This window comes from Streptomyces sp. NPDC052016 (assembly GCF_044548445.1).
Taxonomy (GTDB): Bacteria; Actinomycetota; Actinomycetes; order Streptomycetales; family Streptomycetaceae; genus Streptomyces.
Genome location: NZ_JBIUBX010000015.1, coordinates 81,043 through 102,418, shown reverse-complemented (window position 1 = coordinate 102,418; position 21,376 = coordinate 81,043). Strand labels below are relative to the sequence as shown.

Below are 21,376 nucleotides of genomic sequence, written 5' to 3'. Positions count from 1 at the left end.
ACGATGCGCCCACCTGGCGCGCTACTCCGGGGGACAGGGGGCTGTCATGGCGGATCCGGCGATGAGTGTGACTCCCTACTGGGAGGTGACGTTCGACGCCGACGGCGACGTGGACGGCGGACAGCGGGACCGGCTGCTGGCCGGGGCGGCCCGGCGCGGGGTGCGGGACCTGATCGTCTTCGCACACGGCTGGAACAACGACCGTTCCGCCGCGACCCGGCTCTACAGCCGCTTCTTCGCGCCGATCCCCGGCCTGGCCCCGGCGGCGAGGATCGGGTACGTGGGTCTCGTGTGGCCGTCGATGCGGTTCTCGGACGAGCCGATCCCGGACCTGCCGAGGTCGGTGGCGGCCGACGGGAGGCGGCGTCCGGCGCTCGGCAAGGACACGCGGCACGCGCTGCTGGAGACGTTCCCGGGCCGGGCCACGGTGGTCGAGCAGATCGCGCGCATGCTGGAGCAGCGGCCGTCCGAGGAGGCCGAACTGCGGGAGTTCGGACGGCTGGTGCGGTTGCTGGTCGACGTGGTGGCACCGGGGCCGCAGGCCCTGTTCGCGGCGGACACGCTGGCGGAGGGGGTGCCGCAGGACGAACCGGCGATGCTGCGCGGGTCCACGGCGGAGACCTGTGAGGAGTTCGCGCGGGCCCTCGCCCACCTCGAACACAGGGGCGGTCCGGCCGGGTTCACGGTCCCGAATCCGTGGGACGGGGCGCACGAGCTGCTGCGGCAGGCGACGTACTACGCGATGAAGCGCAGGGCCGGGACGGTCGGTGAGCGAGGGCTCGGTCCGCTGGTCGGCCGGCTGGCGGGCGCGGCGCCGCGGGTGCGGGTGCATCTGGTGGGGCACAGCTTCGGCGGGCGGCTGGTGTCCTTCGCGCTGCGCGGGCTGCCCGACGGGGTGCGCGCGGTGAAGTCCGTGACGCTGCTCCAGGCGGCCTTCTCGCACTACGCGTTCGCCGCCCGGCTGCCGCACGACCCGCGCGCGGGAGGCGTGCTGCAGGGCCAGCAGAACCGCGTCGACGGGCCCCTGGTGTGCTGCCACTCCCGCCACGACTCGGCGCTGGGCACGATGTACCCGCTGGCCTCCCGGATGGCGGGCGACGCCCGCGGGCTGGCCGAGGGGGCGGGCGCCGCGAGGATCCTGGGCGCGAAGTGGGGGGCGCTGGGCTACGACGGCGTGCAGGCGGTGCCGGGCACGCGCGCGTGCACCCTCGCCGAGGCCCTGGCCCGTCCGCTGCCGGCGTCGGGCTGCGTGAACGTGGACGCGGCGGCGGTGGTCCGGCGGGGCGGGGCCCCGTCCGGGGCGCACAGCGACATCCTGCACCCGGAACTGGCCCGGGTGGTGCTCGCGGCGGGCCGCGTCCGCTGAGGACACGGCCCGCCGCCGCGCGTGCTCACCTGTGCGAGGTGAACTCCACGACCTGCTGGTAGGTGGGCCGGTTCTGCCAGCTGATGCCGGGGTGCTTGATGCCGCCGAGCGTGCGCTGCACGATCGAGTCGGCGCACCACTGGTTGCCCGCGGCGCACACGGCGTCACCGGGGTAGACCTGGGCCGCGGTCCGGCCGGCCGCCTCCTTCAGCGTGCTGATCAGGATGTCCCGGCAGGCGCCGAGGCTGCCGCCGCCGCAGTACTTCCGCGCCAGCGGGCCCTGCACCGGCTCCCCGAGCACGGCCCGGATGTCCTTGTCGACATAGCTCCACCAGCCGTACTGGAAGGCGCTTCCGGCGTGCGCGCCGGTCGGTCCGTGGGCGGCGGACGGGGTCTCGTCGACGGGCAGGTTGGCCGTGAACGCGGTGTACAGCCCGGCGCCGAGGCCCGGTTCGAACTGCGCCTTCACCAGCAGGGGCCACCAGGCGTCCATGATGCGGATCGCGTCGGCGTCGGCGTACGTCCTCGAACCGGCCGTGGTCTCCGTGCGCTTGCCTCCCGCGGTCAGCCAGGCCTGGAGCCTGCCGACCGCCGCCGCAGCGGTGGCGTCGGTGACCGGCGAGCTGTTGATCACCTTGAGCAGGTCGGGCAGGACGTCCTCGGCGCGCAGGTCGGCCAGGGCCGCGTCCGCCATGGCCTTCACCAGCGAGGCACGGGTGACGCCACCGGCCTGGACCAGCTTCTTCACCCGGGTCTCCAGGAGGTTGCCCCGGTGCACGGACCCGTTGCCCCACGGCGCGGTCGTGTAGTCCTTGGCCTGCTTGTTGTTCCAGGAGATGTAGTAGTCCTGGTCGATGGAGTTGGGGTGCGCCGAGGCCGGCGTGTACTCGGCCGTGTTGGTCGCCGGGTTCCAGTTCCTCCACTCGTACGCGGGCCGCGCCCACGCGGGGAACTCGGCGTCGACGCCGCTCGCGCGCACCGGGTTGTCGCCGCTGTTGTAGTACGCGGTGTGCTCGGAGTCGGCGTAGAACCAGTTGAAGGTGTAGTTGATGTGCTGCACCGCGCTCTGGAAGCTCTCCGGGCCCTTCACGTGGTCCGGGTCGTTCAGCATCTGGAAGCCGATGATGGAGTCGGCCTCGTGCAGGAAGGACGAGCGCAGGGTGGTGTAGGCGACCTTCTTGCCGCCGACCGTGGCGCGGTAGGCCACGGGGCCGTACTTGGTGCGCCAGACGCGCATGGTGTACGAGCCGGCGGCGGTGCCGTCGGCCGTGGTGGGCTTCCAGGCGTTCTTCTGCTCGACCTTCTCCATCGCCGTGCAGGTGCCGCGGTACAGGTAGTGGTGGTCGTCCTGGCACAGCTCGACGGCGTAGGTGTCGATGATGTCCTGGCCGGAGGTCGTGGCGCTCCACGCGTAGTCCTGGCCGCGGCCCAGTTCGACGTACATGCTCAGGCCGGCGAAGGAGGCGCCGCGGGCGCTGATGCCGGGGCCCTGGATCTCCTGGAGCAGCAGGAGTTGCGGGGCGAAGTAGCCGGTCTGCGGACCGAAGACGGCGACGGGGTGGCCGCCGGCGGTGTGGTCGCCGCTGACCACGAGGGCGTTGGACATGCCCCGCCTGGCCGAGCCGAGGGCGGTGGCCGCGGCCGTGGTGGAGGCGGTGGCCGCGGTGGAGGTGGCGGCGCTGCCGGTGCGGTCGTACACCAGCGGCTCCTCGACCACCGAGCCGGGGTCGGGCAGGGCGAGGCCCTGCGGGTTCTCGGGCCGGACGGCGTAGGGGAAGCTCCTGCCGTCGTGGAGGGTCATGACGGCCTCGGGGTCGTTGCGCTCGCGGAAGGACTCCCAGACCTCGGTGCCCTGTTCGACGCCGTACTTCTCCTGCGCGGCGAGCAGGGAGAGGGCGTTGTTCACCTCGCCGCCGCCGCCGGAGCCGAAGAGGGCGCCGACGACCGAGCCGAGCGCCACCAGGTCGGTGATCTTGAAGTGGGCGATGGTCCCCGCGTTGGTGATTGAGTCCTTGTGGCCGGTCAGGACGTATTCACCGGGGAAGTAGCGGCCGCTGTCGGAGGCGTCGATGTAGGCGTTGATGCCGTCGAGGTAGGCGTTGGCGTCGGCGAGGGCCTGCCGGCCGCGGGCGCCGTTGGTGGCCACGGCGTTGTCGATCTGGGCCTGGAGGTCGGCCTCGGTGTACGGGGCGTTGCGCCAGAACTGCTGTTCCAGGCCCTGGTTGGACGCCGCGCCGCCGGCGAAGGAGGTGAGCCGACCCCGGCCGACGTGCCGGAACACGTCCATCAGCCACAGCCGGTCCTCGGCCGCCGCGTAGCCGGCGCCGAACTCGGTGCCGTACCTGGTGGTACCGGTGATGTGCGGGACGCCCGTCTTCTTGTCGCGGACGATCGTGACGTCGCCGCGGCCGGCGGGCTTCACTGTGGAGGCGACTTGATCGGCGGGAACCCCGAACGACGCGTCGTTGAAGAACGTGTTGATCGTGGCGTTGGTGAGGGTGGAGTGGCCCTTGGCCAGGTTGGCGTAGGGGCCGAGCTGGTCCTGGGCGTGCGCGGGCTGGGTGCCGAAGGCCTGGTTGAGCAGGATCTGGGCGAGGGTGGCGTTGCCGTTCTGGCCGGGCGGCAGGATGTCCGAACACTGGTTGCCGCAGTGGTCGTTGGCGGCGGTGACCTCGGCCGCGGTCACGGCGTCGGACACCCCGGCGGCGGCCGCCGGGGAAAGCGGAGTCAAAAGACCGGCCATCAGGACGCATACGGATGCGGTCTTCAGGAACCCGGGGAATCTGCCGGGAGTTCTCAGTCTGTCGGGAGCGGTGCGGGGGATTCGCCGTGGCATCGGCAGCTCCTGGTGACGGGGGTGGCCGGAAGGTTACCGCCGGTATCCCCGGTCTTGAAGATGAACATGCGTCACTTTTGGGAGTCGCCTCATCCGGCTTATGGACGTCATCGGAAATCGGATGGAGCCGAGGGGAGCCGAATCGTGTGTCGATACGTCTATTCGGCGACGCCGTGCGAAGTCCGTGCGACGACGCCGAAGTGACCGAAGTGCAGGTGCAGATGTGACGGAGGTGCAAGGCGATGGCCGGTTTCCGGAGTCTGGCGAGACAGGTGCGCGACCCGCGGTGCGATCTGGCGCTGCGGCGGTACTCACTGCGCAAGTGCCTTGAGCGATTCGCCCCGTACGGGCACAGGGCGACCTGGGACCATCTCTGCCTCCGGGCCGGGTTCGGTCCGGAGGACCGCTCCCCCGATCCGGCGCGGCTCGTGGCCGCGTTGGACGAGCTGGAGGAGGCGCGGGCGGTGTGGCTGGCCTACGAGGTCGAGTTCGCCGAGCGCCGCAGGAAGGAGAAGCACGACGGGCTGCGCAGGCCGGGCAGTGTGGACGACTGGCACCGGCTGACCTGGGGCGGTTTCGGCGTGGCGTGGTGCGACGACCCGCGGGTCCATCCCCGTGAGCCGCTGGCCGAGGTACTGCGCCGGCTGATCGCCGCACTGGAGCGCGACCCGGGATCCGGCTGCCCGGTGTGCGGGGGCGAGCGGCTGGTCTGGAAGTACGACCTGGACCACGAGCCGTCGGCCGGTCCGGTGTGCGTGGACTGCGGGATACTCGTGCCGCGGCCCGTGCTCACGCCCGAGGCGCTGGCCTGCGCCAGGCGCGGACGGCTGTTGGTGTCGGCCTGAGAGTACGACGGGGGTGCGCCGGGGATGCCGCACCCCCTGCTTCGCCGGACCGGTCCGGCGCCGGGGCCGTTGTCGGAGGTGGCTGTCACCATCGGGGCATGATGCAGGTCTGCTTGAACGGGGCGAGGGGTGCCGCCGAGGGTGCGGTGGTGCCGCTGTCGCCCGAGGCGCTGGCGCGGGCGGCGGAGGAGGCCGTCGCGGCGGGCGCCACGGACGTGCACGTCCACCCCAAGACGCCGTGCGGACGGGACACGTTGTCGCCGCGGACGGTCGCGGCGACGCTGGAGGCGATACGGGCGCGGGTGGCGGTGCCGGTCGGGGTCACGACGGGCGCCTGGTCCGCACCCGATCCCGCGGCCCGGGTGGCGAGGGTTCGGGCCTGGACGGTCCTGCCCGACCACGCTTCGGTCAACTGGCATGAAGCGGGCGCGGAGGAACTCGCCGCCGCTCTGCTCGACCTCGGCGTGGGCGTGGAGGCGGGCATCTGGTCCGGGACGGACGGAGCCGCCCGGTTCGCCCTCTCGCCGTACGGCCCCCAGGTGCTGCGGGTGCTGGCGGAAGTCACGGACACGGACGAGGGGAGCGCGGAGGGGACGGCGAGGGCGTTGCTGACCGACCTCGGATCAGCGCACGGCAGGCCCGTTCTGCTGCACGGCGAGGACGGCGGCGCATGGCCGGTGCTGCGGCTGGCGGGACGGCTGCGGCTGGCGACCCGGATCGGCCTGGAGGACACGCTGCTCCTGCCGGACGGGCAACGGGCGGTGTCCAACGCTCAGTTGGTGGCCGAGGGCTTGTACCAGTACGGGTGCGCCCAGCGCTCGTCGTAGGACAGGGCGAGGAGTTCGGCGCGGGTGGCGAGGTCGGTCTCGCCGAGGGCGCGCAGGCGGGCGGCACCGGGGCCCACCAGCCAGGAGCGCAGCTCCGCGAGCCCCGCGTCCTGGCTGTCGTCGTCCCACCAGGAGAACGGCGAGGAGTCGGCCAGCAGGTCGTCGAGCCAGACGTCGGCGCAGTGCGCCAGGTGCGTGTCGGCCACCGGGCCGCGGGCCCACCCCTCCAGGAACGGCGTCACGGTCCTGGCGATCGTGACGCAGGTGTCGAACACGTCGGCGATGCCGTACGGCGGCTCGGCCGTCGCGAGGGCGTCCTGCCACCAGGCGTCGAGGAAGCCGGCGATCGCGGCCGCCTGCTCGGCGGGCCAGGAGCGCCAGTCCACCCGGCTCCATCCGTGGCCGAGGTAGCCGATCGCGTCCAGGGCGCCGTCGGCCATCGCCCGTGCGGCCTGCGGCAGCAGGCGCCGCATCGCCGCCTCGTGGTCGTCGAAGTGGCCGGGCACCTCGAAGAGGTAGTACTGCACGACGTCCAACGGGACCCGGACGTACGGCGTGCGCAGATACGCGGTCTCCTCGAAGACGTGACAGACGGGGCAGGGGGTCTCGCGCGGGCTGGCGAAGCCGTTGAAGACGGTGTCTATGTCCGCGAGAGCCGTGGCGAGGGCGGGGCTGGGCATGGGAACGATCCCGTCGGTACTCCGTGCGCGGCAGCTCCGCCACCGGCCGAAGAGGCGGACGTTACCAGCGGCTAATCGGCTCGCTCCAGCACTTTCCGTTGGGGAGAGTTGGGGGCGATGAAACATCCCTGAGGTCCTGAAGGAGCCCCTGATGTCGACGCTGCGCGTCACCGCCGAAGTGCTGACCGTCCATGAACACCCCAACGCCGACGCCCTCGAACTGGCGCAGGTCGGCCTGTACCGGGCGGTCGTCGCCAAGGGCGCCTACCGCACCGGGGAGGCGGCGGTCTACATCCCCGAGCAGGCCGTGCTCCCGGCGGGGCTGATCGAGGAATTGGGACTGACCGGGCGGCTGGCGGGCGGCAACGCGGACCGGGTCAAGGCGGTGCGGCTGCGAGGTGAGCTGTCGCAGGGCATCGTGTGCCGGCCGAAGGCGCTGGCGGACGTCGACCTGGCGCGGGCGGCGGCCGAGGGGACCGACTTCGCGGAGCGGCTCGGCATCACCAAGTGGGTGCCGCCGATCCCGCCGACGATGAGCGGGGAGGTCGAGGCGGCGCCCGACCTGCTGCCGTGGGTCGACATCGAGAACATCCAGCGCTATCCCGACATCTTCACGCCGGGCGAGCCGGTGGTGCTGACCGAGAAGCTGCACGGGTCGGCGTGCCTGCTGACGTATGTCGCGGACGAGGGGCGGGTGTACGTCTCCTCGAAGGGCTTCGGCGGGAAGTCGCTGGCGCTGAAGGAGGACCCGCGGAACCTGTACTGGCGGGCCGTGCGGGGGCACGGTGTCGCGGAGGCCGCGGCGCGGCTCGCCGAGCGGCTCGGCGCGCGGCGGGTCGGCGTCTTCGGCGAGGTGTACGGGGCGGGGGTGCAGGATCTGACGTACGGCGCCGACGGCCGCCGGGATAGCCTCGGGTACGCCGTGTTCGACGTGTCCGCGGAGGTCGGGGGTGCGGTGCGGTGGCTGGACGCGGCGGACGTGCTGGACGGTGAACTTCCACTGGTGCCACGGCTGTTCGAGGGTCCGTACGACAGCGGGCGGGTGCTGGAGCTGGCGAGTGGGCGCGAGACGGTGTCCGGGCGGGAGCTGCATCTGCGGGAGGGTGTGGTGATACGGCCCGCCGTGGAGCGGTACAGCGCGGTGACTGGGGGTCGGGCCATCGCCAAGGCGGTGAGCGCGGCGTACCTGACCCGGAAGGGCGGGACGGAGTACGAGTAGGGGGCGGCTCGGGTGACGCGGGTCGGCCGGTGACCCGGTGTCCGTGCCGAGGTGGGTGCGCAGCCCGGCGCCGACGGGGTGCCGCCGCGCCCACCCGTGCCGCCCTGGGGGTGATCCCAGGCCCTTGAGGCACTGGGGGCACGACTGTCCGCGGCCCGACGGCTCGACCAGCGGGAGCGCTGGGCCACCCCGGCGGCACGACTGCCCGCGGGCGACGGCTCGGTCGGCGGGTGTGCGGCTGTCCAGGGGGCGCGGGGAGCCGCGCAGCCGGGCCGCCTGCCACCCGCGGCCGGGGGCGGTCGGCGGGCTACGGCGTCGGCCGCCCGCCCACCGTCCGCCTCTGCTTCTCCACCAGCAGCCGTGAGCCCGAGGCCCGTTCGCCGAAGGCGTCGTCCGGGTTGGAGAGGACGCAGGTGTCGAGGGAGAGGCAGCCGCAGCCGATGCAGTCGGTGAGGTGGTCGCGGAGGCGGTTGAGCTGCCTGATGCGCTCGTCCAGTTCGGCGCGCCAGGTCTCCGAGAGGCGGGCCCAGTCGTCGCGGGTCGGGGTGCGCTCCTCCGGGAGTTCGGCCAGGGCCTCGCGGATGGTGGCGAGGGGGATGCCGACCCGTTGGGCGGCGCGGACGAAGGCGACGCGGCGGAGCGTGTCGCGGGAGTAGCGGCGTTGGTTGCCCGGGGTGCGGCGGCTGCTGATCAAGCCCTTGGACTCGTAGAAGTGCAGCGCGGAGACGGCGGCGCCGCTGCGGGCGGCGAGCTGGCCGACCGTGAGCTCGTGGATCTTCTCTGGGATCTGGGGCACCCCTCGAAGCCTACCCACCGTCTCACCGGGCCCCCGGTCCGTTGACATGGCTCCCGGGCCCTACCATGCTAAGCAGTCGCTTAGAGGTGACTTCGTGACGCGAGAGAGGCCGCAGACATGGCAGAGCCGAGGATCTTCACGTCCGCCGACGACCTGAGGGCGGCGGTGGGCGAACAACTGGGCCACACGGACTGGCTGGAGGTCGACCAGAAGCGGATCGACCTCTTCGCGGAGGCCACCGGCGACCACCAGTGGATCCACGTCGACCCGGAGAAGGCCGCCGCGGGACCGTTCGGCACCACCATCGCGCACGGCTATCTGACCCTCTCGCTGCTGCCGCTGTTCGGGCCGCAGCTGATCGCGGTCGAGAACGTGAAGATGGGCGTCAACTACGGGACGAACAAGGTGCGGTTCCCCGCCCCCGTCCCGGTCGGCTCCCGGCTGCGCGCCACCGCCACGATCACCGGCGTCGACGACGTCCCCGGCGGCGTCCAGGTCACCGTCGCCTTCACCGTGGAGCGCGAGGGCGGGGACAAGCCGGTGTGCGTCGCGGAGTCGGTGTCCCGGTACTACCTCTGAACCACCTCCGACCGCACGGCGGCCCCCGCCCCCGGGGGCCGTCCGGCTACTTCGCCGCGCCCACCATCCGCAGCACGAGGTCGGCGTAGAGCGTGCCGACCTCGTCGGGCGTGCGCGGGCCGTTGACGTTGAACCAGCGGGCCACGTCGATGCAGAGGGAGAGCACGGCGAGGGTCGTACCGTGCACGTCCAGTACGTCGAACTCGCCGGCCGCCACACCGTCCTCGATGATCCCGCGCACCTCGGCGTCCACCTGCCGGCGCAGGTCGAGGATCTCTGCGCGGGCGTCCGGGCCGAGGGCGTCCAGCTCGTACTGCACGACGCGCGCGGTGGTGCGCCGCCCGGCGTGCCAGCGGACGAAGGAGCTCACCGCGTCCGCGAGCCGCTCCGCCGCGCTGCCCTCGGCCCGGGCCGCCGTGCGCAGGATGGTCAGCGCACGGTCGTGGCCGATGCGGCTGATGCGGTGCAGCAGCTCTTCCTTGGTCTTGTAGTGGATGTAGAGGGCGGCCGGGCTCATACCCGCGCGGCCCGCGATGTCGCGGGTCGTCGTCGCGTGGTAGCCGCGCTCGGCGAAGGCCTCCACGGCGGCGACGAGCAGCCGCCGGGCCGCGTCAGGGGTGACCTCTTCCCACGGCTCGACCTCGCCGCCGGCCGTCTCCTCCGCCGTACTCATCGCTCGTTCGCCCCTCTCGGTACAGGAGCTCCACCATACCGCCGAAGGTGAGCGCCCGCTTAGAGTGCTGGTCGACGGCTTGCCCGGGTCAGAGCTTCTCGAAGGGGTCGTGCTCGGCGAGGAGCTTCTCCAGGCGGGCCTGGTCCACCCGGCTCACGATCTGCCCCGCCTCCTGCCGGTCGCGGATCACCTTCGCCAGGGTGAAGGCGGAGGTCACCAGGTACAGGACCGCGATCGCGAGGAAGGCCCGCACCCAGGCGTCGGTGTTCAGCTGGTAGATGCCGATGGACGTGGCCGCCATGGCGATGGCGAAGGAGGCGACGGCCTGGCCGTAGAACGCGGCCGTGCTCTGCTGCTTGACCGGTGTGTCACTCATGTCGACAAGCTTCGGCGGACGTGGCCCGCGCCACATCCGCCGAAGTACTCAGGGACGTACTCAGAACACCCCGCGCTCGGGCCTCAGAAGGCCGAGACCCCGGTCAGCGCCCGACCGATCACCAGCTTCTGGATCTGGCTCGTGCCCTCGTAGAGGGTCATCACGCGGGCGTCGCGCAGGAGTTTGCCCGCCGGGTACTCGTCGATGTAGCCGTAGCCGCCGAAGACCTGGAGGGCGTTGTTGGCGGCGCGGACGGCCGCCTCGGAGGCGAAGAGCTTGGCCTTGGAAGACTCGACGGCGAAGGGCAGGCCGCGGTCGACCAGGTCCGCGACCCGCCAGGTCAGCAGCCGGGCCGCGTCCACGTCGACCGCGATGTCGCTGATCAGCTCCTGGACGAGCTGGTGACCGGCGATGGCCTTCCCGAACTGCTCGCGCTCGCCCGCGTACCGCACGGCCGCGTCCAGTGCGGCCTGGGCTATGCCGACGCACCCGGCCGCGACCGACATGCGCCCCTTCGCCAGGGCCGACATGGCCACGGAGAAGCCCTTGCCCTCCTCGCCGAGCAGCGCGGAGGCGGGCACGCGCACGCCCTCGAGGACCAGTTCGGCGGTGGCCTGGCCGCGCAGTCCGAGCTTTCCGTGCAGGGGGCGGCGGGTCAGGCCGGGGGTGTCGGTCGGCACGAGGAAGGCGGAGACGCCCTTGTGGCCGGGCGCGTCCGTGGAGCGGGCGAACAGCAGGACGACGTCGGCCCAGGTGCCGTTGGTGATGAACATCTTGGTGCCGTCCAGGACGTAACCGTCGCCGTCGCGGACCGCGCGAGTGGAGAGGTTGCCCGCGTCGGATCCGGTGCCCGGTTCGGTCAGGCCGAAGCAGCCGACGGAGGTGCCGGAGGTGAGTCCGGGCAGCCAGCGCCGCTTCTGCTCCTCGGTCCCCCAGGCCGCGATCGTCTTGGCGACGAGGCCGAGGGAGACGGAGACGATGCCGCGCACGGAGGAGTCCCCACGGCCCAGTTCCTCCGTGACCAGGCAGTAGGAGAGGTGGTCGCCGCCCGAGCCGCCGTACTCCTCGTCGATCGTCAGCCCCAGGAAGCCGACCTCGCCGAGCTTCTTCACGATGCCCCGGTCGACCTCCTCGGCGCGGTCCCAGGCGACGGCGTGCGGGGTGATCTCGCGGTCCACGAAATCGCGGGCGAGCCGGCGCACGGCCTCCTGCTCCTCGCTGAGCCCCAGATGCACCACGGGATCACCTCACTTGAAAACCGTACATTTAAATTAGCACTGCTAGTTTATGGGTGCAGCCCTACTATGTGCGCCATGGCCCGACCGCGCAAGCCCCTCCTGAGCACCGACCGCATCGTCGAGACGGCCCGCGCGCTCGTGGACGCGGAGGGCCTCGCTGCCGTCTCCACCCGTCGGCTCGCCGCCGAGCTGGGAGTGAGCGGGCCCTCGCTCTACAACCACTTCCGGACCAAGGACGAGATCCTGGAGGCCGTCGCCGACTCGGTGAGCGCCCAGGTCGACCTGTCGATGTTCGAGGACGGCCGGGACTGGCGGCGGGCGCTCCACGACTGGGCGGTCTCCTACCGGGCCGCTCTGCGCGACCACCCGAACGTCGTGCCGGTCCTCGCGCGCGGCCCCGGTCGCCGCCCGGCCGCGCTGCGGCTCGCGGACGCGGTGTACGGGGCGATGGTGGACGCGGGCTGGCCGCCCGCGCAGGCCACCTCGATCGGCGCGCTGATGCGGTACTTCATCATGGGCTCCGCGCTCGGCTCGTTCGCGGGCGGCTTCGTGGGCGACGCGAGCGCCTACGACCCGGCCGACTACCCGCACCTCGGCCAGGCGCACCTGCTGGCCGAGCAGCAGGAGAAGGTCGACGAACGGGCCTTCGAGACGGGGCTCGCGGCGCTGCTGGACGGACTGGCGCAGCAGTACGAGCAGGTACGGCGGACGGCGTAGGCCCGCGGCACGGCACGGTTCGGCGCGCACCGAACCGTGCGTGTCCCATGCTGGACGGCATGACCACCAAGGACGCCCGGGCACCGCTGCTGGCCCGGCTGGCGGGGCTGATCGCCGACGAGACCCGCGCGGCGTGCCTGCTCGCGCTGCTGGACGGCCGGGCCTGGACCGCGGGCGAGCTGGCCCGGCACGCGGGCGTGGCCGCGTCGACCCTGAGCGAGCACCTCGGCAAGCTCGTCGCGGGCGGCCTGCTCACCGAGGAGCGGCAGGGCCGGCACCGGTACGTACGGCTGGCCGGCGCAAGCGTCGCCCAGCTCGTGGAGGACCTCGCCGCCCAGGTCGCCCCGGAGGAGGTCGCGCCGCCCCGGAACCTGCGCGCGTCGAGCGCCGGGTCGGCGATGGCCCGCGGCCGCACCTGCTACGACCATCTCGCCGGGCGGCTCGGCATCACGGTCACCGACGCGTTCGCCGCGCGCGGGCTGCTGCTCCGGGACACCGGGTTCGCCCTGACGGAGACGGGCCTGCGGTGGTTCGAGGAGGCCGGCATCCCCCTCGACCGCCGGGGGCGCCGCCCACTGGCCCGGGCCTGCCTCGACTGGACCGAGCGCCGGCCCCACCTGGCGGGTGTCGCGGGCGCCGCCCTGTGCCGGCACGCCCTGGACGCGGGCTGGTGCGTACGCATCGGTTCCGAGCGCGCGGTGAAGGTGACGGCGACGGGCGAACGCGCGCTGGCCGGGCTGCTGGGCATCGCTCCGGCGGCGCTGCGCTGAGGCCCGGCGTCCGAAATCCGCGAGCCCTCCGGCCGCTTCCTTTCCTAGCCTCTGGAGCGTGATGAACATCCCTCGTCGTACGGAACTGCTCGCCGCCGGCGCCGCCACGGTCACCGTCGTGCTGTGGGCCTCGGCCTTCGTCTCGATCCGCAGCGCCGGATCCGCCTACTCGCCGGGCGCGCTGGCGCTCGGCCGGCTGCTGAGCGGGGTCCTGGCGCTGGGGGTGATCTGTCTCGTACGGCGGGAGGGGTGGCCGCCGAGGGCGGCGTGGCGCGGGATCGTGGTCTCCGGGCTGCTGTGGTTCGGCTTCTACATGGTGGTCCTGAACTGGGGCGAGCAGCAGGTGGACGCGGGTACGGCGGCCCTGGTCGTGAACGTCGGGCCCCTCCTCATCGCCCTGCTGGGCTCCCGGCTGCTCGGTGACGCCATGCCGCCGCGGCTGCTGGCGGGGATGGCGGTGTCGTTCGCTGGTGCGGTGACCGTGGGGCTGTCGATGTCGGGCGAGGGCGGTTCCTCGGTGCTGGGCGTGGTGCTGTGCCTGCTCGCCGCGGTCGCGTACGCCGGCGGGGTCGTCGCGCAGAAGCCGGCGCTCGGCTCGGCGAGCGCGCTCCAGGTGACGACGTTCGGGTGTCTGGTGGGGGCGGTGGTGTGTCTGCCGTTCGCCGGGCAGTTGGTCCGGGAGGCGGGCGAGGCGCCGGTGTCGGCCACGCTCAACATGGTGTACCTGGGCGTGTTCCCGACCGCGCTGGCCTTCACGACGTGGGCGTACGCCCTGGCCCGTACGACCGCCAGCCGGATGGGCGCGACCACGTACGCGGTGCCCGCGCTGGTCGTCCTGATGTCCTGGCTGGCGCTCGGCGAGGTGCCGGGGGTGCTCACGCTCGCGGGCGGTGGGCTGTGCCTGGCGGGTGTCGCGGTGTCCCGGTCCCGGGCACGGGCGCGGGCCGCGGCGCCGGAGAACCTCCGGGAGCCGCGGCCCGAGCGGGCGTCCCGGTCAGCGTGACCGGGCCCGGTCCGCGAGGACCTTGATGGAGGCCAGGGCGATCAGCGCGAGGACGATGATGTAGCCGGACACCGCCATCGAGGTGCCCGTCGCCTCCAGGAGCAGCACCATGACGAAGGGGGCGAGCCCGCCTCCGCAGACGGCCGCGATCTGGTAGCCGAGGGAGGCGCCGGTGTAGCGCATCTCGGGGGTGAACAGCTCGGCGAACAGGGCGGCCTGCGGGCCGTACATGATGCTGAGGAAGCAGCTGGCGACGAAGGTGGCGACCGCGAGCCACAGCAGCGAGCCGGTGTCGATCAGCAGGAACAGCGGTACGGCCCACAGGGCGATGCCGGCGGCGCCGAGGGCGTAGATCCGGATGCGGCCGATCCTGTCGGAGAGGGCGGCGGCGGCCGGGATCAGCACGAGCTGGGTGAGGCTGACGCAGAGCGAGACGGTGAGGACGGCGCTCTTCTTCATGCCGAGTTCGCGGGTCGTGTAGTCGAGCACGCCCGTGATGATGATGTAGAAGGTCGCCGTGTTCACGGCGAAGGAGCCGCCGGCGAGGAGCACCGTACCGAGGTGGCCTCGCAGGATGGTGCGCAACGGTGAGGGCTGCTCGGCCTTCTCCTGCTCGGCCAGCTTCTTCTCCGCCTCCCGGAATTCGGGGGTCTCCTCGACGCGCGTGTGGATGTACCAGGCGAGCACGAGGACGAACAGGCCGACGAGGAACGGCACGCGCCAGCCCCAGGCCGCGAACGCGGAGTCGGTCAGGGACGCTCCGGCCAGCAGGAACACCGTGTTGGCGGTCACCACGCCGATGGGGACGCCGAGTTGCACGAAGCTGCCGTAGATGCCGCGCTTGCCTTCGGGGGCGTACTCGGTGGCCATCAGCATCGCGCCGCCCCACTGGGCGCCGACGGCGATGCCCTGCATCACCCGGAAGGCGACCAGCAGGATCGGGGCGGCGACGCCGATGGTGTCGTAGGTGGGGAGCAGGCCGATGCCCGTGGTGGCGACGCCCATGAGGGTGAGGGCGAGGACCAGCATCGGCTTGCGGCCGCGCTTGTCGCCGAGTTGGCCGGCGACGATGCCGCCGAGCGGGCGGGCCAGGAAGCCGACGGCGAAGGTGGCGAAGGCGGCGAGCACTCCGGCGGTGGGGCTGCCGGCCGGGAAGTACAGGTCGCCGAGGACGAGGGCGGCGGCTATGCCGAAGACGAAGTAGTCGTACCACTCGACCGCCGAGGCGAGGGCGGCGGCGGTGGCCACGCGGCGGCGGTTGTCGGAGGCGGGCGTGGTGGCGGGGAGGGGGTGAGCGGTGGGGGCCGTGTCCATGAGTGCACACTCCGGTGGGTGCGGTGGGGACATTGCCCGGGAACATACTGACCGGACGGTATGGGGTCAACGGTCGTGCGGGAAGGTTGCCCGGAGCAAGCGGAAGCTCCGGGTCCTCCCATGACGTGTGACGCGGACGGCGCCCGTCCGCCCCTCGGCGGCCGCCTCAGAAGACGACGAGCGCCCTGCCGCCCTTCCCCGCCAGCATGTTCTCGAACGCCGCCGGGATGCCCTCCAGCGCGATTCGCTCGGTCACCAGCGCGCCCAGATCCAGCCGGCCGGCACGGATGTGCTCCGCCAGGACCGGCAGGTCCCGGGCCGGGTCGGAGTTGCCGTAGACGCAGCCGGAGAGGGTGCGGCCCCAGTGGAAGATCTCCAGGGCGTTGAAGGTGACCTGCTGGTCCTTGCCGCCGATGCCGACGACCGTGGTGCGGCCGCCGCGGCGGGTCGACTCCCAGGCCGTGCGGATGGTGGCGGCGCGGCCCACGCACTCGACGGCCACGTCGACGCCCTGCTTGCCCGTGAGGCCGCGGATCTCGCGGGCCGTGTTCTCGGAGGCGACGACGTAGTCCGTGGCCCCGGCCGCGCCCGCCAGTTCCTCCTTCTCCGGCGAGACGTCGACCGCGACGATCCTGGACGCCCCCGCGATCCGTGCCGCCTGCACGGCGGCGAGTCCCACTCCCCCGACGCCGAAGACCGCGACCGTCTCCCCCGGCCGCACCCCGGCGGAGTGGTGGACGGCGCCATAGCCGGTGAGGACGGCGCAGCCCAGCAGGGCGGCGTCGGTGAGGGGGACGCCGTCCGGGGCGGGCAGCACGCAGGACGCGCCGACGACCGTCTCCTCGGCGAAGGCGGCGACGTTCAGGCCGGGGTGGAGGTCGGCGCCGTCGGCGGTGCGTGCGTACACGTCCGCGGAGCCGTTGAGGGCGTTGGCGCACAGCCAGACCTCGCCGAGTCCGCAGGCGTGGCAGCTACCGCAGGAGGGAGCCCAGTTGAGGACGACCTCGTCACCCGGCGAGAGGTGGGCGACGCCCTCGCCGACGGCCACGACCGTGCCGGCGCCCTCGTGGCCGAGGACGGCGGGCAGCGGGAGGCGCATGGTGCCGTTGGACAGCGACAGGTCGGAGTGGCAGACCCCGGCGGCGGCGAGCCGGACGCGGACCTGACCGGGCCCGGGGTCCGGCAGGTGGATGTCGGCGATCTCCAAGGGAGCACCGACGGCGGGAAGGACGGCGGCACGGACCACGGAAGGCTCCTCAGAACTGCAGGGACTTGGTCTGGAGGTACTCGGCGAGGCCGTGCGCGCCCAGCTCGCGCCCGACGCCCGACTGCTTGTAACCGCCGAAGGGCGCGAGCGGGTTGAAGCGGCCGCCGTTGATGTCGACCTGCCCGGTGTCCATACGGCGGGCGAAGGCCACCGCCTCCGGCTCCTCGCCGGCCCAGACCGCGCCGGCCAGGCCGTAGACCGTGCCGTTGGCGATGCGCAGGGCGTCCTCCTCGTCCTCGTAGCGCAGGATCGACAGGACGGGACCGAAGATCTCCTCCTGGGCGATGGTCATCTCCGGCGTCACGTCGGCGAAGACGGTCGGGCTGACGAACCAGCCCCGCTCGCGCGGGGCCTCGGGACCGCCGGCGACCAGCCGGGCGCCCTCGGCGACACCCTTCTCGATGTAACCGCGCACCCGTGCCTGCTGTTTGGCGCTGACCACGGGGCCGATGCGGTCGCCGTACTTCGCGGCGGCGGCCGCGGCCAGCTCGACGGCCTCGTCGTACTGGTCGCGGTGGACCAGCATCCGGGTCCAGGCGCTGCACGTCTGACCGGAGTTGGACATCACGTTGGCGACGCCGACGTTGACGGCCCGGGCGAGGTCGGCGCTCGGGAGGATGACGTTGGCGGACTTGCCGCCCAGCTCCAGGGCGACCTTCTTGATCGCGGCGCCGGCCGTCGCGGCGATCTGCCGGCCGACGGCGGTGGAGCCGGTGAAGGAGACCAGGTCGACACCGGGGTGTGCGGCGAGCGCCTGCCCGGCGACCGGGCCGAGACCGGTGACGAGGTTGAAGACGCCGGCCGGGACGCCCGCCTCGTGGACCGCCTCGGCGAAGAGCTGGGCGGTGATCGGGGTGTCCTCGGCGGGCTTGAGGACCACCGTGCAGCCCGCGGCGAGGGCCGGGGCGACCTTGGCGACGATCTGGTGCAGTGGGTAGTTCCAGGGCGTGATGGCGCCGACCACGCCGATCGGCTCGTGGAACACGGTCGAGTTGCCGACCTGCTCCTCGAAGGAGTGGGTGGCGGCCAGTTCGGCGTAGGAGCCGGCGACCGCGATGGGGACGGCCGCATGGACCGCCTGGGAGAACGGCAGCGGGGAGCCGAGTTCGGCCGTGACGGTCTCGGCGATCTCGTCCTTGCGGGCCAGCAGGACGTCCCGCAGGGCGGTGAGACGCGCGGCTCGCTCGCCCGGCGGGGTCGCGGCCCAGACCGGGAGGGCGGCGCGGGCCGCGCGTACGGCGGCGTCCACGTCCTCGGCGCCGCCGGCCGGGACCCGGCCGACGACCTGCTCGTCCGCCGGATTGACCACCTCGATCACGTCCTGGCCCGCGGCGGGGCGCCAGGCGCCGTCGAGGTAGATGCCGTCGTGTGCCTTCATCGCGTTCCCTCCGGGCGGTCCTCGTCGTCCGCGCCCTAAACTAGCGCCGATAGTTTTTGGGCACCAGGGGTGCCCTCCGTGCGACGCCTCACGGTGTCACCGGGGCCCCGGGCATGTCACATCACCGGGCGCGGATGCCCGCGGAGTCCCCCTCGCCGGCATGCCCTGGACGCCGGACGGGCCACTCACCGCCCCCTCCCCACGCCCACGCAGCCCACCCACCGACATCCCCCGAACGCCAAAGCGGCCCACTCACCGACACCCTCCCAACGCCCCGGCAGCCCACTCACCAACACCCACCCCACGCCCAGGAGACCCACCCACCGACATCCCCCGAACGCCAAAGCGGCCCACTCACCGACACCCTCCGAACGTCCGGGCGGTGATCTCTCCGGACGTCCGGAGAGGTCACTCGTCGAGGTCCGGCAGCCGGGACGGCGCCGGGCAGATCCGTTCGCCGTGCCGGTCGAAGACGAACAGGTGGGCCAGGTCGACGAGGAGGGGGACCTGCATGCCGTGCCGCAGGTCGAAGTCGGGGGTGGTGCGCACGACGAGGTCGCCGGGCAGCCGCCCCTCGGGGGACGCGACGGCGGAATCCGGCTCCGGCGGCTCGTCCAGCACCACGACCGGCCCGGCCCGCAGACCACCCGCCCTCCCCCGCAGCCGGTCCAGGACCCTGCTCTCCCGGCGGCGGCGCCGGGGCTGCCGGGTCACCGGACGTGGAGCCTCGAGCTCCGGAACGACGGCGGGGCGCGAGCCGGTGTCGAAGTGGACGAGCGCCTCGTGGCCCTGGAACTCCACGTGTTCCACCAGCCCCGTGATGTGGGTCTCGCCGAAGCGGGCGTCGGCGGGCCGGCCGATGCGTACGGCCTCGGAGCGCAGCCCGACGATCACCTCCCGGCCCTGCTGCACGCGCAGCAGCTTGTGGTCCAGAGAGAGGGGTTCGGGCAGTCGCAGCGCCTGCTTGCCGAGGCTGATCGTCATCGCCCCGTCGAGCGGGGCGCGGACCAGGCCGCGCAGCAGGTTGATGCGCGGGGTGCCGATGAACGCGGCGACGAAGACGTTGCGGGGCCGCGCGTACACCGCGCGGGGGGTGTCGAGTTGCTGGAGCACTCCGCCGCGCAGGACGGCGACCCGGTCGCCGAGGGACATGGCCTCGGCCTGGTCGTGGGTGACGTACACCGTGGTGACGCCCAGTTTCCGGGTCAGGCCGGCGATCTCGGCGCGCAGCCGGTTGCGGAGCTTGGCGTCCAGGTTGGACAGCGGCTCGTCCATCAGGAAGGCGGAGGGGTGGCGGGCGATGGCCCGGCCCATCGCGACGCGCTGGCGTTCGCCGCCGGAGAGCTGCCCGGGGAAGCGGTCGAGGAGGTCCTCGATGCCGAGCATCCGCGCGGTGGCGTCCACCCGGGCCCGCGGGTCGCTGCCGGGGTCCTCGATGCGCAGCGGGAAACCGATGTTGTCGCGGCCGGTCATGGTCGGGTACAGGGCGAAGTTCTGGAAGACCATCGCGATGTCCCGCCCGGACGGCGGCAGGTCGTTGGCGTGGACGCCGTCGAGCAGCAGCCGTCCCTCGGTGATCTCCTCGAGGCCCGCGATCATCCTGAGCACGGTGGACTTGCCGCAGCCGGACGGCCCGAGCAGCACCAGGAACTCGCCGGGCGCGATGTCCAGCGACAGCCGGTCCACCACGCGGACGCCTTTGTCGTAGACCTTGCTCACGTCGTGCAGGGAGATGGCGCGTGTCATGACGGTGTCCCCGGGGACTCACTAGGGCGCTGGTGCTCCGCGTCGAATGCCCCGTACGGGACCGTACGGGGCTGTGAGTCACGGAAGTTAACGGACGGTGCGCGGCCGGGGGAAGACGCCGGACGGGATCGGACACGGTGGTCCGCTGAGCGGGAATACGGAGCCGGCGGTTCAGAGGCCGGAGCCGGTGGTTCAGAGGCCGGAGCCGGTGGTTCAGGGGCCGGCGGACCGGGCGGCGCTCCGGCGTCCGCCGCCGGGGCCGGCCTGGGGGCGGGTCAGCGGGTGGCGGTCAGATGGGCGAAGACGACGACGTTGCTGGTGTATCCGGTCCTGCGGTCGAAGAAGCCGCCGCAGGTGAGCACGCGCAGCTCGGGGCGCCCGCGCGGCCCGTACACCTCCTTGTCGGGGAAGCCGGCCTTGTCGAAGACCTTCACCCGGTCGACGGTGTAGACGGCGGTGCGGCCGTCGGCGCGCCGGGCCTCGATCCGGCTGCCGCGGGTCACGTGGGCGAGGCCGGCGAAGACCGCGGGGCCGGTTTTCGTGTCGCGGTGGCCCACGGCGATCGCCGTGCCCCGCTCGCCGGGGGAGGGCCCGTCCTCGTACCAGCCGACGACCTTGGGCCTGTCCAGCGGGGGTGTTTCGAGCTCCCGGCCGGGGCCGAGCCCCAGCCCGACGATCGGCGCCTCGATGCCCAGGGAGGGGACGCGCAGGGTGGTGGCCCGGGAGCGGGGCAGCGGACGGGGCGGGGTTCTCGCGGCGGCGGACACGGCGCGATCGCCCCCGGACGCCGTGCCGGCCGGCGTCCCGTCGCTCCCTCCGCACTGGACGCCGACCGTCACCAGGACGGCCGCCACCGCGGCCGTCCTGACGAGTCGATAGGCACGGGTCCGGTGCCAGGGCCTGCGTCCGCGCCTACGCGGCACCATGGGAGCGTCGGCGGATCAGGCGGATGTACGCGGCTCCGCTGACGACCACCAGTCCCACCGCGGCGGCCGCGCTCAGCGGGGTGTAGGCCTGTGCCGTGTCGACGAGACCGCCGCCGCCCGCGTGGACGCCGCCCTTCGGGCCGTCCCCGTCGTGGCCGCCGCCGTGCCCGCCCTCACCGCGGTCCTCGATGGGACGGCCCGGGTCCTCACCCCTGCCGCTCGTCCGCCCGCCGCTGTCCTGGCCGCCGCCCTCCGGACCGGAGGCGGACTGGCCGCCCGGGCCCTGACCGCCGAAGCCGCGGCCGTCGTTCCCGCGGCGTTCATCGCTGCAGTCGACGCGGAAGACCTTCTCCCTCGGTCCGACGCCTCCCTCGACGGTCCAGGTGAGCCTGTACTGTCCGTCGGCCAGCCCCAGCGTGTCGGTGTGCCCGGCGCCCCCGGCGAGGGTGATGGTGCCGGTCACGGTGGCAGCGGTGGGCAGCGGGGGCTGCGCCTGGATGGTGTAGGCGACGCTCGTCAGTTCGCCGAAGTTGACGGCGTCCAGGTAGAACCTGCAGACCACGGGGTCGTCCTTCGACACCCCGTAGGGCACGCGCTCATCGTGGATCCTGATGTCGGCGCCGACTCCGGGCTGGGCCGCGGCGGTCGGCGCCGCGAGCCAGGTGGCCCCGGCCGCGGTGAGGACGGTGAGGGCCGTGACGCCGAGGCGGCTGCCGGCGGACGGGAGCATCGAGGTGGGCATGGATGTTCCTCCGAGTCAGACGATTTTCATACAAATCGCGCTTGCATCTGACTCTCTTCACATCCGCTCCGCACCGTG

At 72.9% G+C, this 21,376-nt stretch carries 20 protein-coding genes; 8 read left to right on the top strand and 12 right to left on the bottom strand.

Annotated elements, in window-relative coordinates; all coding sequences use genetic code 11:
* Window positions 1-46 precede the first annotated feature (46 nt).
* The gene (locus ACIHAR_RS20010) at window positions 47-1,366 is read left to right on the top strand and encodes a serine-threonine protein kinase (protein ID WP_400020755.1); all 1,320 of its coding nucleotides are present in this window, start codon (window positions 47-49) and stop codon (window positions 1,364-1,366) included.
* 25 nt (window positions 1,367-1,391) lie between these two features.
* Here the strand turns inward: ACIHAR_RS20010 and ACIHAR_RS20005 are convergent, their stop codons facing one another.
* On the bottom strand, window positions 1,392-4,202 hold the full coding sequence (locus ACIHAR_RS20005; RefSeq protein ID WP_365455974.1) for a penicillin acylase family protein: 2,811 nt from the start codon (window positions 4,200-4,202) through the stop codon (window positions 1,392-1,394).
* Between the two features lie 242 nt (window positions 4,203-4,444).
* Between ACIHAR_RS20005 and ACIHAR_RS20000 the strand changes: the two genes are divergently transcribed.
* Both ACIHAR_RS20000 and ACIHAR_RS19995 read left to right on the top strand, forming a co-directional pair.
* The gene (locus ACIHAR_RS20000; protein WP_384654384.1) at window positions 4,445-5,047 is read left to right on the top strand and encodes a hypothetical protein; all 603 of its coding nucleotides are present in this window, start codon (window positions 4,445-4,447) and stop codon (window positions 5,045-5,047) included.
* A 98-nt stretch (window positions 5,048-5,145) separates the two neighbouring features.
* On the top strand, window positions 5,146-5,874 hold the full coding sequence (locus tag ACIHAR_RS19995; protein WP_365455980.1) for a 3-keto-5-aminohexanoate cleavage protein: 729 nt from the start codon (window positions 5,146-5,148) through the stop codon (window positions 5,872-5,874).
* On the opposite strand, the gene ACIHAR_RS19990 is transcribed toward ACIHAR_RS19995, so the two are convergent.
* Window positions 5,820-6,554: a hypothetical protein gene (locus ACIHAR_RS19990; protein ID WP_400020752.1), complete on the bottom strand. Its 735-nt coding sequence runs from the start codon at window positions 6,552-6,554 to the stop codon at window positions 5,820-5,822. The genes ACIHAR_RS19995 and ACIHAR_RS19990 overlap by 55 nt on opposite strands.
* A 151-nt stretch (window positions 6,555-6,705) precedes the next feature.
* Between ACIHAR_RS19990 and ACIHAR_RS19985 the strand changes: the two genes are divergently transcribed.
* Window positions 6,706-7,773, top strand: coding sequence for an RNA ligase (ATP) (locus ACIHAR_RS19985; RefSeq protein WP_400020750.1), 1,068 nt, complete (start codon window positions 6,706-6,708; stop codon window positions 7,771-7,773).
* A 307-nt stretch (window positions 7,774-8,080) separates the two neighbouring features.
* On the opposite strand, the gene soxR is transcribed toward ACIHAR_RS19985, so the two are convergent.
* Entirely contained in the window at window positions 8,081-8,569 is a 489-nt protein-coding gene (gene soxR, locus ACIHAR_RS19980) for a redox-sensitive transcriptional activator SoxR (RefSeq protein WP_400020748.1), read from the bottom strand.
* A gap of 117 nt (window positions 8,570-8,686) precedes the next feature.
* Here soxR and ACIHAR_RS19975 point away from each other — a divergent pair, with 117 nt between their 5' ends.
* On the top strand, window positions 8,687-9,148 hold the full coding sequence (locus tag ACIHAR_RS19975) for a MaoC family dehydratase (protein ID WP_365455992.1): 462 nt from the start codon (window positions 8,687-8,689) through the stop codon (window positions 9,146-9,148).
* A 46-nt stretch (window positions 9,149-9,194) separates the two neighbouring features.
* On the opposite strand, the gene ACIHAR_RS19970 is transcribed toward ACIHAR_RS19975, so the two are convergent.
* The 3 genes from ACIHAR_RS19970 to ACIHAR_RS19960 all read right to left on the bottom strand — a co-directional run bounded on the left by ACIHAR_RS19970 (window position 9,195) and on the right by ACIHAR_RS19960 (window position 11,432).
* Entirely contained in the window at window positions 9,195-9,821 is a 627-nt protein-coding gene (locus tag ACIHAR_RS19970; protein WP_400020745.1) for a TetR/AcrR family transcriptional regulator, read from the bottom strand.
* A gap of 88 nt (window positions 9,822-9,909) precedes the next feature.
* Entirely contained in the window at window positions 9,910-10,197 is a 288-nt protein-coding gene (locus ACIHAR_RS19965) for a YiaA/YiaB family inner membrane protein (protein WP_365455998.1), read from the bottom strand.
* Window positions 10,198-10,280: 83 nt separating this feature from the next.
* Window positions 10,281-11,432: an acyl-CoA dehydrogenase family protein gene (locus tag ACIHAR_RS19960; RefSeq protein WP_365456152.1), complete on the bottom strand. Its 1,152-nt coding sequence runs from the start codon at window positions 11,430-11,432 to the stop codon at window positions 10,281-10,283.
* A gap of 78 nt (window positions 11,433-11,510) precedes the next feature.
* Here ACIHAR_RS19960 and ACIHAR_RS19955 point away from each other — a divergent pair, with 78 nt between their 5' ends.
* From ACIHAR_RS19955 to ACIHAR_RS19945, 3 genes are all read left to right on the top strand, one after another.
* Window positions 11,511-12,152 carry a TetR/AcrR family transcriptional regulator gene (locus ACIHAR_RS19955; RefSeq protein ID WP_365456001.1) on the top strand — a complete coding sequence of 214 codons (642 nt, stop codon included), beginning with the start codon at window positions 11,511-11,513 and terminating at the stop codon, window positions 12,150-12,152.
* 59 nt (window positions 12,153-12,211) lie between these two features.
* Window positions 12,212-12,922 carry an ArsR/SmtB family transcription factor gene (locus ACIHAR_RS19950; RefSeq protein WP_400020742.1) on the top strand — a complete coding sequence of 237 codons (711 nt, stop codon included), beginning with the start codon at window positions 12,212-12,214 and terminating at the stop codon, window positions 12,920-12,922.
* A 61-nt stretch (window positions 12,923-12,983) separates the two neighbouring features.
* A complete protein-coding gene (locus ACIHAR_RS19945) occupies window positions 12,984-13,925 on the top strand; it encodes a DMT family transporter (protein ID WP_365456006.1) in 942 nt (313 codons plus the stop codon).
* Here the strand turns inward: ACIHAR_RS19945 and ACIHAR_RS19940 are convergent.
* The 6 genes from ACIHAR_RS19940 to ACIHAR_RS19915 all read right to left on the bottom strand — a co-directional run bounded on the left by ACIHAR_RS19940 (window position 13,917) and on the right by ACIHAR_RS19915 (window position 21,298).
* A complete protein-coding gene (locus tag ACIHAR_RS19940) occupies window positions 13,917-15,239 on the bottom strand; it encodes an MFS transporter (RefSeq protein ID WP_365456009.1) in 1,323 nt (440 codons plus the stop codon). The genes ACIHAR_RS19945 and ACIHAR_RS19940 overlap by 9 nt on opposite strands.
* 166 nt (window positions 15,240-15,405) lie before the next feature.
* Window positions 15,406-16,485, bottom strand: coding sequence for a Zn-dependent alcohol dehydrogenase (locus ACIHAR_RS19935; RefSeq protein WP_400020739.1), 1,080 nt, complete (start codon window positions 16,483-16,485; stop codon window positions 15,406-15,408).
* A gap of 10 nt (window positions 16,486-16,495) precedes the next feature.
* Window positions 16,496-17,884 carry an aldehyde dehydrogenase family protein gene (locus tag ACIHAR_RS19930; protein WP_400020737.1) on the bottom strand — a complete coding sequence of 463 codons (1,389 nt, stop codon included), beginning with the start codon at window positions 17,882-17,884 and terminating at the stop codon, window positions 16,496-16,498.
* A 408-nt stretch (window positions 17,885-18,292) separates the two neighbouring features.
* Window positions 18,293-19,630 carry an ABC transporter ATP-binding protein gene (locus tag ACIHAR_RS19925; protein ID WP_365456018.1) on the bottom strand — a complete coding sequence of 446 codons (1,338 nt, stop codon included), beginning with the start codon at window positions 19,628-19,630 and terminating at the stop codon, window positions 18,293-18,295.
* 275 nt (window positions 19,631-19,905) lie between these two features.
* Window positions 19,906-20,556 (bottom strand): class F sortase, encoded by a 651-nt coding sequence (locus tag ACIHAR_RS19920; protein WP_400020735.1) that lies wholly within the window; start codon window positions 20,554-20,556, stop codon window positions 19,906-19,908.
* Complete coding sequence (locus ACIHAR_RS19915) at window positions 20,543-21,298, bottom strand: hypothetical protein (RefSeq protein WP_365456024.1); 756 nt, start codon at window positions 21,296-21,298, stop codon at window positions 20,543-20,545. Before ACIHAR_RS19915 ends, ACIHAR_RS19920 begins: the two co-directional genes overlap by 14 nt.
* Window positions 21,299-21,376: the final 78 nt, after the last annotated feature.